This is a genomic window from Photobacterium sp. MCCC 1A19761, assembly GCF_037389125.1.
Lineage (GTDB): Bacteria > Pseudomonadota > Gammaproteobacteria > Enterobacterales > Vibrionaceae > Photobacterium.
Window position 1 is genome coordinate 1 of record NZ_JAZGTF010000038.1, and the last position, 14,193, is coordinate 14,193.

The window sequence follows — 14,193 nt, forward strand, 5'->3', positions numbered from 1 at the left end:
TTCCAGTTGCGCCAGCCGTGCAGTCAAATCCGCGACTTGCTGTTCGAGTTGGGCAATACGGGCCTCCTGAGTTTGCGGGGCGGCACATTGCTCAATTTTCGGAACCTTGGCACTTTTCCGCCAGGCCTGCAGGGCCTGAATGATCAGCGGCATCGGTAGCGGCCGGGACAGACGGGATTTAATCAGCGCCACTGAAGGCTCCTTGCCTTCGGCAATAAGGGCGGCAATGGCCTGCTCCAGGGCCTGGGTGATCTCGGATGACATAACGCTTCCTGACGTAGTGAGAGAGGGGTTATTTTCGTAGCAAAGCATCCAACTGATCAATCACTTCACACCAGTCGGCATCTTCTGCCACGGATTCTTTGAGAAATCGCTGCTGAGCCGGTTGCCAGAAATGGGCTTCTGCCAGTTGCTCATGCTCTTCCAGGTGATGCTTTTTGACAAATTCTTCAATGAACTCCTTGGAGCTATTTAATCCTAATTGATTGAATAAGTTGGATAAGTTGTGGTTGAAGGTCTCCATTGCGCACTCCTTTCTTATGATTGTCATCGCGGTTTATGCCTAAGTATAGAGAATATTTATGTCCTGATATCTGCTGCGCTTGTGCGAGATCGCTTACAAGTGCGTAGGACATCGCAATGTTGAGCTTTTGGATATATCTGATGGTTTGGCTTTAAGTGTTTGTTTTTATTCTCATTTGTGTTTTGTCGGTCTTCGGGTTTTCGAAATACGTCCGTTTTTCGCCAGGCACTCGCATTGTTCTGCCGCCGGGAAACCGTATGATGGACCCTGTCGGAAGGAGCTGACGGAACGGAACAGGAACTTTGCCAAGGATTTGGGCAGTCTCAGGATGAGACCGGTGTACCAGGACGGTATATCGAACATGGACTGTGAAGGGAACCACCGAAGGACTCGGTACAGCAGGCAGGACGTTTGCTGGTCAGGAAGACACAAGGACCGCTTCAGGAAGAAGCTAGGGACACCGCCAGGATGGTCGAAGAGAGTCAGGACGGGATGGACTGACGGGTCAGGAGACCGAAGGACATCTTCAGGACGAAGACAAAAAAGGATCGCTGAAGGATTCAGCACAACGGAATGTTGCAGGGAGCACTTTCGTAGCGGGAATGCTGCATGTAAGACCTAAGGGCGCGACGCAAGTCGCGCCCGTTTCTTTTTGGGCGCGTTAATAGAGGCGCTCTGCCAGACCCGGGTTGCTGCAATCACTGACCGGGCCCTTCATCCTCGCTTTTCGCTTTTCGCTTTTTGTTGATCCCAACTTGCTTGATTCTCCTGATGGTTGAGCAGCGTGCCACCTCGTCACTGTATGTACCTTCATTTTTTCGCTTCGTTTAGAGTTTTTTCTGGTTTAACCTTGATTTAACAGATTTTCTGACAATGTAATCGGTTACCGGACATATGCCAGGGCGGATGTAAGAGATCTCTTACAGCCGCGTGGGAGAAAGATGTGTCTCATCATCTTAATTCACTGCTGTGTTCTTATTTTTCTATTTAAATTCAGTTATTTAAGTGTGTTGTTGCAAGCTTGTTGTTGATTCTGCACCGCAGCGAGGGAAGTGAGGATGTTGTTCGGCGGGGGGAACCGCGTAAGATATCTCGTATTGCAGGGAAGCGCGATAAGGACCACGGCAGTACAGGATGTGCTGACCCCAGTATGGGACGTTGTTGGCAAGGTATGCCGGCAGCCAGGAAGGCAGGAACGAGCAGGATATCGGCAGCGGGTCGGAGACCGGCTGGCAGGAAGAACCAAGGACCACACCGGGATAGTGGTTTTAGGAACAGCTTCGGGACGAAGCCAAGGACCGCACCGGGATGGTGTTTGTAGGAACAGCTTCGGGACGAAGCCAGGGACCGCACCGGGATAGTGTTTGAAGGAACAGCTTCGGGATGAAGCCAGGGACCGCACCGGGATAGTGTTTGAAGGAACAGCTTCGGGATGAAGCCAGGGACCGCACCGGGATAGTGTTTGAAGGGACAACTTCGGGATGAAGTCAGGGATCGTGCCGGGACGGCAATTTAAGGAACAGCTTCAGGAAGAAGTGAAGGGACACCGCCAGGTCAGGAAGAGAGAGCCGTCATCGGAGATGACGACGGGTCAGGGTTGGACCAAAGGACACTCTGGGATGAGTTCAGGGATGGTCGCAAAGGGATGCGTACAACATGGATGCCGGCAGGGAGCATCAAGCGTAGCGGGAATGCTGCAGAAAGACCTAAGGGCGTGACGTAAGTCACGCCCGTTTTTTTATGGGCCGGTTTCAGGTTCTGATGCCCGGGTCAGGGAACGTTTCAGCTCAGCACAATACTTCTGGATTGTCTCGTGGCTTTGTAAGAGATCTCTCGCAAGCTTGTGGGATAAACAGGAAATTTGGCATGGAAAAACACTACAAGATTGACATTAAGTGTCTGTTTTTATTTTAATTTTAGTTTGTCTGGTGTCGTGAGCGATCTGTCGGGGAATGATTTTCTCTGTAAGCCGGGTTCTTTTCCGGCTGAAACTGCGTAATCTTAAAGGTGTCGGAGGGAACTGACGGAACGGAACAGGAACTTTGCCAAGGATTTGGGCAGTCTCAGGATGAGACCGGTGTACCAGGATGGTATGTCGAACATGGACTGTGAAGGGAACCACCGAAGGACTCGGTACAGCAGGCAGGACGTTTGCTGGTCAGGAAGACACAAGGACCGCTTCAGGAAGAAGCCAGGGACACCGCCAGGATGGTCGAAGAGAGTCAGGACAGGATGAACTGACGGGTCAGGAGACCGAAGGACATCTTCAGGATGAAGAGACAAGGATACTGCTGAAGGATTACAGCATATCAATGGAATGATGCAGGGAGCACTTTCGTAGCGGGAATGCTGCATGTAAGACCTAAGGGCGCGACGCAAGTCGCGCCCGCTCTTGTTTTGGGGCCCGGAAAACAAACCACTTTGGGCCGCCTTGGCCGATAGCCTTCAGCCGTGGCTTAAAGCTCTTCAGCGGTAGCAAGCGCTTCAACCTTGACTTAACAGCCTTCAGGTCCGGCCGGATCTTTACCGCATTTGGGCGCTGTTATTCCGGCATCCGGTGCGGGGGAACCTGAAACTGGCTTGGCCGAAACCCTTCCATCACCACATAGCCCTGGTAGGCATCAGCCCCGTCAGCTGAAAACTCAAAAAAATACACCGTATGCCAGTGCCAGCGTCCCTGCGGGTCTTTAAGCCGGTGCGCGCCTCGGGAAATGCTGAGCAATTGCAGACCGAGATGTTCGCAGCGTTGCTCGATAAACCGCTGCGCAAACTCGGTCTGGCGGCGCTGTTGCCAGTACAGGTAGCCAAACAGCGCCAAGAGTAAAATCCCCAGTAAATTATCCATCAGTTTTTATTTATCCATCCGTTTATGGTCTTTCGTCCTTGGTGGGGTTTCAGGCCTGGCCGCGGGCGTGCTGCTGAAGTTTGGTGATGGCCTCAACCAGCGCCGGATCTGCCTGACCGTGGAGAATTTGCAGCATCATGCCTCGCAGAGCCGGCAGCATCACCAAGTCGGCAAAGAGTTGGTTGAACAAGGCCTGATCGCCGGTCTGGGCCAGGCGGAGTAGGAAAGTCCGGGCGATGTCGGCGGTGGCCAATCCCTGCCAGCAGCGCCCGGCAATCGCCACCAGGATTTCCGGGTGACACAGGACGGGGTTGGCCAGCAGTTGCGTCAGCTGGTGCTGCAGCAGCGTCGGCTCGGCACCAGACAGGGCGCGGATCAGTGCCGAGATCAGAAACAGATCCGGCTCCGCTTGCTCGACTTCGCGCGTAAGTCGCTCGATCAGGCGCTGGCTGAGCGCCTCCGGCAGCTCACAATGCTCCAGGCAGCCCAGCAGCGCATAAAGCGGGGTCATCGGCAGGTTATTGATGGCTTTGCGCAGTTGGGTGCTGTTGTTTTCCTGTTTCATCCGGGCACACACATCCGCCAGGCCCTGCAGGCCGACGCCCTGCCACTGGTCCCAGCCTAAATCACCGGTGAGGTAATGCTGGGCATGCTCGTAGTACTGGCTGGCTGGCAGAGCAAGCTGGTGACGTAAATGGGCATGGAACATCGCCATCTTGTCGTCATTCGGCTTGAAGGTGTACGGGTTGGCGGCCAGTTTCTCCTGCTCTTCTTCCGTTGGCGTGCTGTTGAGCGTGGCGCCCATGGCTTCAATTACATACTTGATGAAATCCCCGACGGCTGCTTGCTTGAGTAGGCCGCGCTCATCAAGCGGCAGACGCAGAAACCAGATCCACGGTGGGTTGCCGGCTTGCCAGAAGGAGATCGACAGGTGTGCATGTTGCTGCAAAGGCCATGGATAGGGCTGGCGGTTCTCTTCGACCGCTTTGAACTGGTCGATATCGATTTCACTGACACGGCGGCCGAGATCAAAAATTGTATACTGGCAACCGGCGTTATCCAGTAGCTGGGTCAGGGTATGAAATTTATCCATGGACATCATGCTTACTCCTCAATGATGGGCGGATTATAACCTTAACTTCGCTCAAGATGCTCGTCTGCACACGATTTTCTGGGGCCGGGCGGTGCTAGGGGCTGGCGCGTTTCGATGGTATCCTTGCGCGCTTTCTGTAAGGATAATGGGGCTTTGAGCAGAGTGAATGCGTACTGCGGGGAAAATATGATGGATAAATATCACCAGTGTCAGGCTTTGCTGACGGCACTTGAAGCCGCGTTGCGTCAGGCCGGGGTGTGGGAGACCGACGCGCCGACGCCGACCGCGCTGGCCAGCACCGCACCTTTTGCGGTCGATACCCTGACTGGCGGCCAGTGGTTGCAGTGGATTTTTCTGCCGCGCATGAATGCGCTGGTCAGTGCTCAGGCGCCGCTGCCGGACCAGTTCGTCATTTCCCCTTATCTTGAGGAAGCCCTCAACGGGCATGCCGGTTGTGACGCCGTGCTTGCTGTGACCCGTCAATTGGATGCGCTGCTCGGCGCCTGTGAAGAATTGAAAGCGAAGAAGTGATGGAATTAGAAATCCTGTATCAAGATGCCGATCTCGTGGCCGTGAATAAACCGGCCGGGATGTTGGTGCACCGCTCCTGGCTGGATCGGCACGAAACGCAATTTGTGATGCAAACCCTGCGCGATCAGATCGGCCAGCATGTGTTTCCGTTGCACCGGCTCGATCGCCCGACTTCCGGGGTGTTGCTGTTTGCCCTCTCCAGCGAGGTTGCCGCACAGATGATGCCCAAGTTTGCCGGACGCGACATCAAGAAAACTTATCACGCCGTGGTGCGGGGATGGATTCAGGAAGCGGCGGTCCTGGATTACCCGCTCAAAGAAGAGCTGGATAAAATTGCCGACAAGCAGGCGGCTCAGGATAAGGAAGCCCAGGAAGCGGTGACGGCTTACGCACCCCTGGCACATGTCCAAACGGATATTGCGATCGGTCGCTACCCAACTAGCCGCTATACCCTGGTCGAGATGAAGCCGGAAACCGGGCGCAAACACCAGCTCCGCCGTCACATGCATCACCTCAGCCACCATATTATCGGCGATGTGAATCACGGGGATGGCCGCCATAACCGCAGCTTCCGCCAGCACTACGATTGCCACCGGTTGATGCTGCATGCGTCGCGGCTCCAGCTTACTCATCCGGTTACAGGAGAGGCACTGGATATTCGCGCTGGTACGGACGCTGCTTGGGGGCGGGTGATGGACGCCTTCGATTGGGGCGAGCACCTGATGCAACCCCGCGATTAACGGTCACAGCGCCGGGTGAGGAGCGCATCCGGCTGGGTGGGCGTCTCGCCGGACAAGGTGTGATAGCCAATTGATTTTGCAGGCTGCTTTGGCCGGCATTCGGGATTTTCATTTGCATCCGTTGGCGGGAACCTTCACAGTAGGGAAACGTTGGGCAACACGGAGCAGCAATTGATGGCAAAAATCGGCGTATTTGTGGGAACGGTATACGGCGGCGCAGAGGAAGTGGCGCATGAAGTGGTTGATCAACTGATTGACAAGGGCCATGCCGCTCAGCTTTATCTCGAACCGCTGCTGGAGGATTTTCTCGAGTACCAGCACGATGTGGCACTGGTCATCACCTCGACCACCGGCCAGGGGGAGATCCCGGAGAATCTGTTGCCGCTGTTTGTGGCACTCAAGGACCGTTTCCCGCTGATGCCGGCGCTTAAGTTTGCCGTGATCGCGATGGGCGACTCCAGTTACGGGGAGGAGCGGTATTGCGGGGCCGGTCGGCAGTTTGATGCGCTGCTGGCGGAGTTGCAGGGCCGATCGCTGGCCGTGCGGCTGGATGTCGATGCCTGTATCCACTTTGACCCGATGGAAGTGGCCCAGCCCTGGCTGGAGGCGCTGGTGGAAGCACTCCGCTAGCCTGACGGCCATTGGTCTGTCTTTTCTCAGCGGCTCTGTCGCCGCGGTCTTTTGATGATGGCCCTTTCATTGCGGCTTGTTTGCAGCGAGCCTATCATCGCGACCGGTTTAGCGATCTGGGAACTGAGGTGTCAGGGGACGTTGAGAGGGAAGGCTGCGCCGTCAGAGATTCCGGTGACGCAGCCGCTCGGGGATCATTTCAGCTTTTCTAAATCCGCTTCAATTTCGGCAATCTTGTGGGTCACCACCTGCTCCAGATGACGTAAATCCTTCAGGATCTTCTTCTTCAAATCAACCTCAGTGTGTTTGCGCTGGGTGATTTGATCCAGCTCATCAATAATAAACGTCAGGTTGCGATTGATCTCCGTGATTTCTTTGTATTCGCGACTGCCGCTGTTGACCACCACCGACTTGCGCTGGCGCGGGAATTTGAACTTCACGCTTTTTGCGAACAGCTCCCCTTTCTGCTTGGCAAAATAGACCTTCAGAATGTCGTTGGCCGCTTCCTGGCGCAGGCTGTAGCGTTCGATGGATTTGGGGTTTTCAATACCGATACTGGTGAGGTGTGGATACATAGGTGCCTCGTTACTTCTACTGCATGGATTCTACTGCTTGGATGGTGTTCAATGTAGCAATTACTGCGGAGGCTGTCTTGAGGTCGCGTGCCAGGTTGTGAGGTTGGTGTCATCGCGGCACGAGAAGCTGCCGGACCAGGGGGAGCCGGTCCGGCGGGTGGCTATTTTTTCGCCGCGTCAATCCGGGCGATCAGGGCTTCGCGCAGCTGGGTCTGCTGGGCGGCACTGAGCTGGGTACCTTCTTCGTTGACCAGGATAAAAAAGTCTTCGGCGCGCTCGCCAATCGTGGTGATTTTGGCGGCCTGGAGACTGATTTTCTGGCGGGCAAATACCGAGCCGACCCGGGCCAGTAACCCCGGCATGTCCAGGGCGACCAGCTCCATCAGGGTTTTCTTACCGGTTTTGGTCGGTAGGAAATCGACCTGAGTGTTGACGTTGAAGTGCAGCAGTTTGCGCGGCGGGCGTTTTTTCTTGCGCTCCGATTTCATGTGGGTCAGGGCTTTGGTCAGCGCCCGGCGCACGGTACTGTGGCGGTTGGCGTTGAGGGCTTCGCCGTTGTGATCCAGCACCATAAAGGTATCGAGGGCGAAACCGTCCTTGCTGTTCATGATCTGGGCATCGTGAACGCTGAGGTTTTTCTTATCCAGCTCGGAGACCACAATCGCAAACAGCTTAGCTTTGTCTTTGTTGTAGACGAAGACCTCGGTCCCGCCCCGGGTGGCTTTCTCGCTGATCAGGATCAGGGGTTTGTCCGGATCCTCGTGGCTGAGAATTGCCGCGGCGTGCCAGGCGATTTGCTTGTGGGTATGGCGCAGGAAGTAGTCGGCTTTAAAGCGTTGCCACAACACTTCAATCTCGCGCGGGGTAAAGCCCTGGCTGCGCAGCAGGGCCGAAGCCATCTGCTGGTTGTGGCGGATCCGCTCCCGGACATCCGGCGGGTTTTCCAGCCCGCGGCGCAGAGCTTTTTGGGTAGAGTAATACAGTTCGGCCAGCAGGGTACGCTTCCAGCTGTTCCACAGCTCCTGGTTGGTGGCACAGATATCGGCCACCGTCAGGCAAATCAGGTAATCCAGCCGCTCCTCGTCACGGACTTTTGTCGCAAAGTCGGCCACGACGTCCGGATCATAGATATCCCGGCGCTGGGCGGTGACTGACATCAGCAGGTGCTGATTGACCAGCCATTTGACCAGATTGGCCTCCGGCTTCGACAGGCCGTGCAGAAGGCAGAACCGGTAGGCATCTTCGCCGCCGAGCTCGGAGTGGTCGCCGCCACGTCCCTTGGCGATATCATGGAAGATCGCCGCTAAAATCAGCAGCTCTTTCTTGACGATCCGCGGGTAGACCTCGCAACAGATCGGGTGGCGCTCGCGGTTGGCCGGATCGCTGAACTTATTGAGGTTTTTCAGTAGCCGGACACTGTGCTCATCGACGGTATAGACATGGAACAGGTCAAACTGCATCTGGCCGACGATCTGGCTCCATTCCGGCAAATAGGCCGACAGGACACCGTGGCGGTGCATCAGTCTAAAGGCGCGTTGCAGGGCGTTGGGCTCGCGCACCAGATCCATGAATTTTTCCCGGGCCGCCGGAATGTCGACCAGAAACCGGTTGAGCCGGCGCCGCGCCGTGCGCAGCTGGCGCAGGGTCGGGGCGGCAATCCCTTCGATGGCGCTGTTGCGCGCCACATGCAGGCACATGTCGAGAATGGTTTCCGGTCGCGCCTGGAACAGGGCGGGCTTGGTGGCCTCGATCAGGTTACCGCGCAGCTGGAAATCGTCATCGAGCGGGGTGGCCTCGACAATCTGGCCGTTGTTGAGGATGGCCTGATCAAACAGTTGCAGCAGCATTTTGTTGAGTTCGGAGACCCGCCGCAGGGTGCGATAGAACTCTTTCATCATCATCTCGACCGGGCGGTTGCCTTCGCCCTGGTAACCCAGCTGACGGGCGACCGAGGCCTGATGTTCAAACGTCAGGCGATTGTCATAGCGGCGCAGCTCGCAATGCAGGGCAAAGCGGATCCGCCACAGGGAGTCCTGGCACTCGACCAGCTCGCGGTATTCGGCATCGGTCAGAAACCCGAAACGGCTCATTTCCAGCAGGCTGGTGGCGCCGAAATGGCGGCGTGCCACCCAGCTCAGGGTATGGATATCCCGCAGTCCGCCGGGGCTGGATTTAATGTCCGGCTCCAGGTTGTAGGTGGTGTCGTGGTAGCGGGCGTGCCGCGTGCGCTGCTCTTGCAGCTTGGCCTGGTAAAACGCTTCGCTGGGCCAGAACTTGCCGGAGTTCACCTGCTCTTCCAGACACTGGTAAGTTTCCGGATTGCCGCACAGCAGGCGGGCTTCCTGCAGGTTGGTGGCCACCGTCAGGTCGCTCAGGCCAATCTGGATGCAGTCATCGATCGTGCGGACGCTGTGGCCGACTTCCAGTTTCAAATCCCACAAAAAGGTCAGAAATGCACTGACGGTGTGGCCGGTGTCTTCATCCAGGGGCGTGGCACTGAGGAGCAGGATATCCACATCGGACAGTGGGTGCAGCTCCCCGCGCCCGTAGCCGCCGACGGCCACCAGAGCCAACTCAGGATGCGTGTTGAGGCCAAAATGCAGCCACAGGCGTTGCAGCAGGCTGTCAATAAAACCGGCCCGCGCTTCAACCAGCATGGTGACCGGGGTATGCTCGGCAAACAGTTGCTGTTGCTGGGCACTGAACTGCTCCAACTCCTGGCGCAGAGCGCTCTGGGTCAGGGGCGTGGCGGTAGGTTGGGGAGAGGCTGAGAAAGTATCGGTCATCGCAATCCGTGCCATGTGCTGAAGTTATGGTCTTACTATAACGGTAAAGACTGAAATGAAAAGATGCAAAAAAGCCGGCTGGATGCCGGCTTAGGGATTCAATCGCTGTGATTAGTTGTGCATGATGCGCGGAATACTTTCTTCCTGGCGCAGCGTCAGCACTTCACAGCCGGTTTCGGTCACCAGCAGGGTATGCTCCCACTGAGCCGATTTCTTGCCGTCGACCGTGTACACGGTCCAGCCATCGTTGTCATCAATGTCACAGCCGAATTTACCGGCATTGATCATCGGCTCGATGGTGAAGCACATCCCGGCTTTCAGCACGGTGCGGTCGCCGTTTTTGTAGTGCACGACTTGCGGCTCTTCGTGGAACTCGTTGCCGATCCCGTGGCCACAGAAGTCTTTGACGATGGAGAAGCGGCTGTTGCCGTTTTTGACGAACTTCTGGATCGCGGTGCCGATTTCACCCAGCTTGGTGCCCGGCTTCACTTTTTTCATCGCCAGATACAGCGATTCCTGGGCCACGCGGCACAGGCGCTTGTCTTCCAGCGACACTTCGCCCACTTCGAACATCTTCGAAGTATCACCGTGGTACCCGTCTTTGATCACCGTGATATCGATGTTGATGATGTCACCGTCTTTTAATACAGCCGGTTTATTGTACTTGTCACTGACAGCCTCGTCCTGCTCGGCCGGAATGCCGTGGCACACGACATGGTTGATCGAGGTGCAGATCGATTTCGGGAAGCCATGGTAGTTCAGCGGTGCCGGGATCGCGCCTTGCTCTTTGGTAATGTACTCATGACAGATGCGGTCCAGCTCTGCGGTGGTCACGCCTGGCTTGACGTGCGGCTCAATCATCTCCAGCACTTCGGCAGCCAAACGACCGGCGACGCGCATTTTTTCGATTTCATCAGCCGTTTTGATCTTGATGCTCATTCAATCTTCTCTACATGGACTGTTGCTCTTGTTTACATGGTAACAGTGAGGGGCCGGGATGGAAACCAAGTTTATGGGTCTCAACTATAATTAGGCTAGATTTTAGCTGGCAAAATATGGTATAAAGCGCGCCGGAATTGTCTGATGTGCGTTTCAAGCCGTCAGCTGATTTCGGTTAACTTTTATATTAAATCACTCACACATATCGACACATTCTCCGGGGTGCCCATCAGCCGAATGGCTGTCCGTTTGCCGAATTTGGCAGGCGATATGGGTCGGTAGAGTGGGGTATGTGGACGCCTAACCCCATAGAGGAATTTTCAATGGCAACTGTATCAATGCGCGACATGCTGAAGGCTGGTGTACACTTCGGTCACCAAACTCGTTACTGGAACCCTAAGATGAAGCCGTTCATCTTCGGTGCTCGTAACAAGGTGCACATCATCAACCTTGAGAAAACTGTACCAATGTTCAACGACGCTCTGGCTGAAGTGAACAAAATTGCTGCCCGTAAAGGTAAAGTACTTTTCGTTGGTACAAAGCGCGCAGCCAGCGAAACAATCAAAGAAGCTGCAATCGGCTGTGACCAGTACTACGTAAACAACCGCTGGTTGGGTGGTATGCTGACTAACTGGAAAACTGTTCGTCAGTCTATCAAGCGTCTGAAAGACCTGGAAGTTCAATCTACTGACGGTACTTTCGACAAGCTGACCAAGAAAGAAGCGCTGATGCGTACGCGTGAAATGGAGAAGCTGGAGAAATCTCTGGGCGGTATCAAGAACATGGGCGGTCTGCCAGACGCAATGTTCGTTATCGATGCTGATCACGAGCACATCGCAATCAAAGAAGCGAACAACCTGGGTATCCCAGTATTCGCAGTTGTTGATACGAACTCTAACCCAGACGGCGTTGACTTCGTTATCCCAGGTAACGATGACGCAATCCGTGCAATCCAGCTTTACACTGGTGCGGTAGCTCAAACTGTGACTGAAGCTCGTAACCAAGACATCGTTGCTCAAGCTGAGCAAGACGGTTTCGTAGAAGCTGAGTAATAGCCGGCTCCTTTGAGCATCTTAAGTTACCTTGTGTAAACTAAGAATGGTTACCAGGGGCCGATCATGGCCCCTGATTTTTACACCAAGTATTCAAAACTGAGGATATAACAATGGCAACAGTTACAGCTGCCCTAGTTAAAGAACTGCGTGAGCGTACTGGCGCAGGCATGATGGAATGTAAAAAAGCGCTTGTTGAAGCGAACGCTGACATCGAGCTGGCGATCGAAAACATGCGTAAGAGCGGTGCTGCGAAAGCTGCTAAGAAAGCAGGTAACCTGGCCGCTGAAGGCGCAATCATCATCAAAGAAGGTGAAGGTGTAGCTGCACTTCTGGAAGTAAACTGCCAAACTGACTTCGTTGCGAAAGACGGTAACTTCCTGGCATTTGCAAACGAAGTAGCAGAAGCTGCTGTTGCAAACAAATCTGACGTTGCTACTCTGCAAGCTGACTTCGAAGAGAAGCGTGTTGCTCTGGTTGCTAAAATCGGTGAGAACATCTCTATCCGTCGCGTTGAGTACATCCAAGGCGAGAACATCGCTTCTTACCGCCACGGCGACCGCATCGGTGTTGTTGTTGCAGGTAACGGCGACGCTGAAACACTGAAGCACATCGCGATGCACGTTGCTGCATCTCGTCCTGAGTACGTAAACCCAGAAGACGTACCAGCTGACGTAGTCGCGAAAGAGCGTGAAGTTCAGGTTCAAATCGCGATGAACGAAGGCAAGCCTCAAGAAATCGCAGAGAAAATGGTTGAAGGCCGCATGAAGAAATTCACCGGCGAAGTTTCTCTGACTGGCCAGCCGTTCATCATGGAACCGAAGAAGTCTGTTGGTGAGTTCCTGAAAGAAAAAGGCGCAACAGTTTCTAGCTTTGTACGTCTGGAAGTAGGCGAAGGCATCGAGAAAGTAGAAGGCCTGAGCTTCGCAGAAGAAGTAGCACTGGCGCAAAAAGGTTAATCCTTAGCGAATTTGCTTATACAGAAGACCGTGGCCTTGGCTGCGGTCTTTTTACAACTCCCTATCTCAAAGTAAGCCTGGAAGGTATCATTAATGACCACGAATCCTAAACCGACTTATCAACGAATTTTGCTTAAGCTGAGCGGTGAAGCGCTGCAGGGCGATGAAGGTTTTGGTATTGACGCAAATGTTCTTGACCGTATGGCGCAAGAAATCAAAGAATTGATCGAACTGGGTGTACAAGTTGGCCTGGTTATCGGTGGTGGTAACCTGTTCCGTGGTGCAGGCCTGGCTGAAGCAGGGATGAACCGAGTTGTGGGCGACCACATGGGCATGCTGGCGACCGTGATGAATGGCCTGGCCATGCGCGATGCGCTGCACCGTGCCTATGTGAACGCCAAGTTGATGTCTGCAATTCCGCTGAACGGTGTCTGTGACAGCTACAATTGGGCTGATGCGATCAGCCAACTGCGTCAGGGCCGTGTCGTGATTTTCTCTGCCGGTACCGGCAACCCGTTTTTTACCACAGACTCTGCAGCCTGCCTGCGCGGGATCGAAATTGAAGCAGATGTGGTGCTGAAAGCGACAAAAGTTGATGGTGTGTTCACAGATGACCCAGTGAAGAACCCAGAAGCTGTTCTTTATGATAAGCTAGGCTACAATGACGTTCTGGACAAAGAACTGAAAGTAATGGACTTAGCGGCATTTACGCTGGCACGTGACCATGGCATGCCAATCCGTGTGTTCAACATGAACAAACCGGGTGCGCTGCGCCGTGTCGTGATGGGTGAGCAAGAAGGCACGCTCATCTGCAACTATTAAGTGGCCGACGATTAAGTTCTGATCATTCTTTCTGGCCGGGAGCGACTCGCGCTCCCGCGATAGCCGAATCATTAAGGGTATAAACCGTGATTGATGAAATTAAACAAGACGCTAAAGAGCGTATGGGCAAAAGCGTAGAAGCGCTGAAAAACCAACTGAGCAAGGTACGTACCGGTCGTGCGCACCCAAGCCTGCTTGACGGTATTCAGGTGGAATACTACGGTTCAAACACACCGCTGCGCCAGGTTGCTAACGTGATTGCTGAAGATGCACGCACGCTGGCCATCACTGTGTTCGACAAAGAGCTGACGCAGAAAGTTGAAAAAGCGATCATGATGTCAGATCTGGGCCTGAACCCAATGTCTGCCGGTACCGTGATCCGCGTCCCTCTGCCACCGCTGACCGAAGAGCGTCGTCGTGATCTGGTGAAGATCGTTCGTGCCGAAGCGGAGCAGGGCCGTGTTGCCGTGCGTAACATTCGCCGTGACGCCAACGCAGACGTGAAAGGCCTGCTGAAAGACAAAGAAATCTCTGAAGACGATGATCGTCGCGCGCAGGATGATATCCAGAAGCTGACCGATGCGGCAGTGAAGGAAATCGACGCGATCCTGGAAACGAAAGAAAAAGAGCTGATGGAAGTATAAGACGCCACGTCTTTGTCATTAGCGAAAGAGAGGTCAGGCGCTGTGCGTGCAGCA

The 14,193-nt window shown here is 54.6% G+C and carries 14 protein-coding genes; 7 read left to right on the forward strand and 7 right to left on the reverse strand.

The genetic code is table 11. The features are described from left to right. The 4 genes from VV869_RS21990 to VV869_RS22005 form a co-directional block, all read right to left on the reverse strand. Positions 1-264: hypothetical protein (locus tag VV869_RS21990; protein ID WP_337737092.1), on the reverse strand; the 264-nt coding region annotated here is incomplete at its 3' end. A 28-nt stretch (positions 265-292) separates the two neighbouring features. After that, positions 293-523 (reverse strand): DUF2789 domain-containing protein, encoded by a 231-nt coding sequence (locus tag VV869_RS21995; protein WP_261601847.1) that lies wholly within the window; start codon positions 521-523, stop codon positions 293-295. Between the two features lie 2,542 nt (positions 524-3,065). After that, positions 3,066-3,368, reverse strand: coding sequence for a DUF3301 domain-containing protein (locus VV869_RS22000; protein WP_337737093.1), 303 nt, complete (start codon positions 3,366-3,368; stop codon positions 3,066-3,068). A gap of 49 nt (positions 3,369-3,417) precedes the next feature. Beyond that, complete coding sequence (locus VV869_RS22005) at positions 3,418-4,461, reverse strand: DUF3549 family protein (protein WP_443147359.1); 1,044 nt, start codon at positions 4,459-4,461, stop codon at positions 3,418-3,420. 186 nt (positions 4,462-4,647) lie between these two features. On the opposite strand from VV869_RS22005, the gene VV869_RS22010 reads away from it, so the two are divergent. The 3 genes from VV869_RS22010 to VV869_RS22020 all read left to right on the forward strand — a co-directional run bounded on the left by VV869_RS22010 (position 4,648) and on the right by VV869_RS22020 (position 6,362). Next, complete coding sequence (locus VV869_RS22010) at positions 4,648-4,992, forward strand: YqcC family protein (protein ID WP_337737094.1); 345 nt, start codon at positions 4,648-4,650, stop codon at positions 4,990-4,992. Beyond that, positions 4,992-5,732 (forward strand): tRNA pseudouridine(65) synthase TruC, encoded by a 741-nt coding sequence (gene truC, locus VV869_RS22015; protein WP_337737095.1) that lies wholly within the window; start codon positions 4,992-4,994, stop codon positions 5,730-5,732. Before VV869_RS22010 ends, truC begins: the two co-directional genes overlap by 1 nt. 174 nt (positions 5,733-5,906) lie before the next feature. After that, a complete protein-coding gene (locus VV869_RS22020) occupies positions 5,907-6,362 on the forward strand; it encodes a flavodoxin (RefSeq protein WP_337737096.1) in 456 nt (151 codons plus the stop codon). Between the two features lie 194 nt (positions 6,363-6,556). On the opposite strand, the gene VV869_RS22025 is transcribed toward VV869_RS22020, so the two are convergent. From VV869_RS22025 to map, 3 genes are all read right to left on the reverse strand, one after another. After that, positions 6,557-6,937: a DUF3461 family protein gene (locus tag VV869_RS22025; RefSeq protein ID WP_261601852.1), complete on the reverse strand. Its 381-nt coding sequence runs from the start codon at positions 6,935-6,937 to the stop codon at positions 6,557-6,559. 161 nt (positions 6,938-7,098) lie between these two features. Then, a complete protein-coding gene (gene glnD, locus VV869_RS22030) occupies positions 7,099-9,723 on the reverse strand; it encodes a bifunctional uridylyltransferase/uridylyl-removing protein GlnD (protein ID WP_337737097.1) in 2,625 nt (874 codons plus the stop codon). A gap of 111 nt (positions 9,724-9,834) precedes the next feature. Beyond that, a complete protein-coding gene (gene map, locus VV869_RS22035) occupies positions 9,835-10,662 on the reverse strand; it encodes a type I methionyl aminopeptidase (protein WP_337737098.1) in 828 nt (275 codons plus the stop codon). Between the two features lie 323 nt (positions 10,663-10,985). Here map and rpsB point away from each other — a divergent pair, with 323 nt between their 5' ends. The 4 genes from rpsB (at position 10,986) to frr (ending at position 14,139) form a co-directional block, all read left to right on the forward strand. Further along, the gene (rpsB, locus tag VV869_RS22040; protein WP_337737099.1) at positions 10,986-11,714 is read left to right on the forward strand and encodes a 30S ribosomal protein S2; all 729 of its coding nucleotides are present in this window, start codon (positions 10,986-10,988) and stop codon (positions 11,712-11,714) included. A gap of 113 nt (positions 11,715-11,827) precedes the next feature. Next, complete coding sequence (gene tsf, locus VV869_RS22045; protein ID WP_337737100.1) at positions 11,828-12,673, forward strand: translation elongation factor Ts; 846 nt, start codon at positions 11,828-11,830, stop codon at positions 12,671-12,673. A gap of 93 nt (positions 12,674-12,766) precedes the next feature. Further along, complete coding sequence (pyrH, locus tag VV869_RS22050; protein WP_337737101.1) at positions 12,767-13,495, forward strand: UMP kinase; 729 nt, start codon at positions 12,767-12,769, stop codon at positions 13,493-13,495. An 86-nt stretch (positions 13,496-13,581) separates the two neighbouring features. Next, on the forward strand, positions 13,582-14,139 hold the full coding sequence (gene frr / locus VV869_RS22055) for a ribosome recycling factor (protein ID WP_337737102.1): 558 nt from the start codon (positions 13,582-13,584) through the stop codon (positions 14,137-14,139). Positions 14,140-14,193 lie beyond the last annotated feature (54 nt).

What these genes read in the sequence shown, in the direction of transcription:
- glnD (WP_337737097.1), bottom strand. Translation starts at nt 9,723, where the DNA reads ATGACCGATACTTTCTCAGCCTCTCCCCAACCTACCGCCACGCCCCTG.
- pyrH (WP_337737101.1), top strand. Translation starts at nt 12,767, where the DNA reads ATGACCACGAATCCTAAACCGACTTATCAACGAATTTTGCTTAAGCTG.
- VV869_RS22000 (WP_337737093.1), bottom strand. Translation starts at nt 3,368, where the DNA reads ATGGATAATTTACTGGGGATTTTACTCTTGGCGCTGTTTGGCTACCTG.
- VV869_RS21995 (WP_261601847.1), bottom strand. Translation starts at nt 523, where the DNA reads ATGGAGACCTTCAACCACAACTTATCCAACTTATTCAATCAATTAGGA.
- map (WP_337737098.1), bottom strand. Translation starts at nt 10,662, where the DNA reads ATGAGCATCAAGATCAAAACGGCTGATGAAATCGAAAAAATGCGCGTC.
- tsf (WP_337737100.1), top strand. Translation starts at nt 11,828, where the DNA reads ATGGCAACAGTTACAGCTGCCCTAGTTAAAGAACTGCGTGAGCGTACT.
- rpsB (WP_337737099.1), top strand. Translation starts at nt 10,986, where the DNA reads ATGGCAACTGTATCAATGCGCGACATGCTGAAGGCTGGTGTACACTTC.
- VV869_RS22005 (WP_443147359.1), bottom strand. Translation starts at nt 4,461, where the DNA reads ATGGATAAATTTCATACCCTGACCCAGCTACTGGATAACGCCGGTTGC.
- VV869_RS22010 (WP_337737094.1), top strand. Translation starts at nt 4,648, where the DNA reads ATGATGGATAAATATCACCAGTGTCAGGCTTTGCTGACGGCACTTGAA.
- VV869_RS22020 (WP_337737096.1), top strand. Translation starts at nt 5,907, where the DNA reads ATGGCAAAAATCGGCGTATTTGTGGGAACGGTATACGGCGGCGCAGAG.
- VV869_RS22025 (WP_261601852.1), bottom strand. Translation starts at nt 6,937, where the DNA reads ATGTATCCACACCTCACCAGTATCGGTATTGAAAACCCCAAATCCATC.
- truC (WP_337737095.1), top strand. Translation starts at nt 4,992, where the DNA reads ATGGAATTAGAAATCCTGTATCAAGATGCCGATCTCGTGGCCGTGAAT.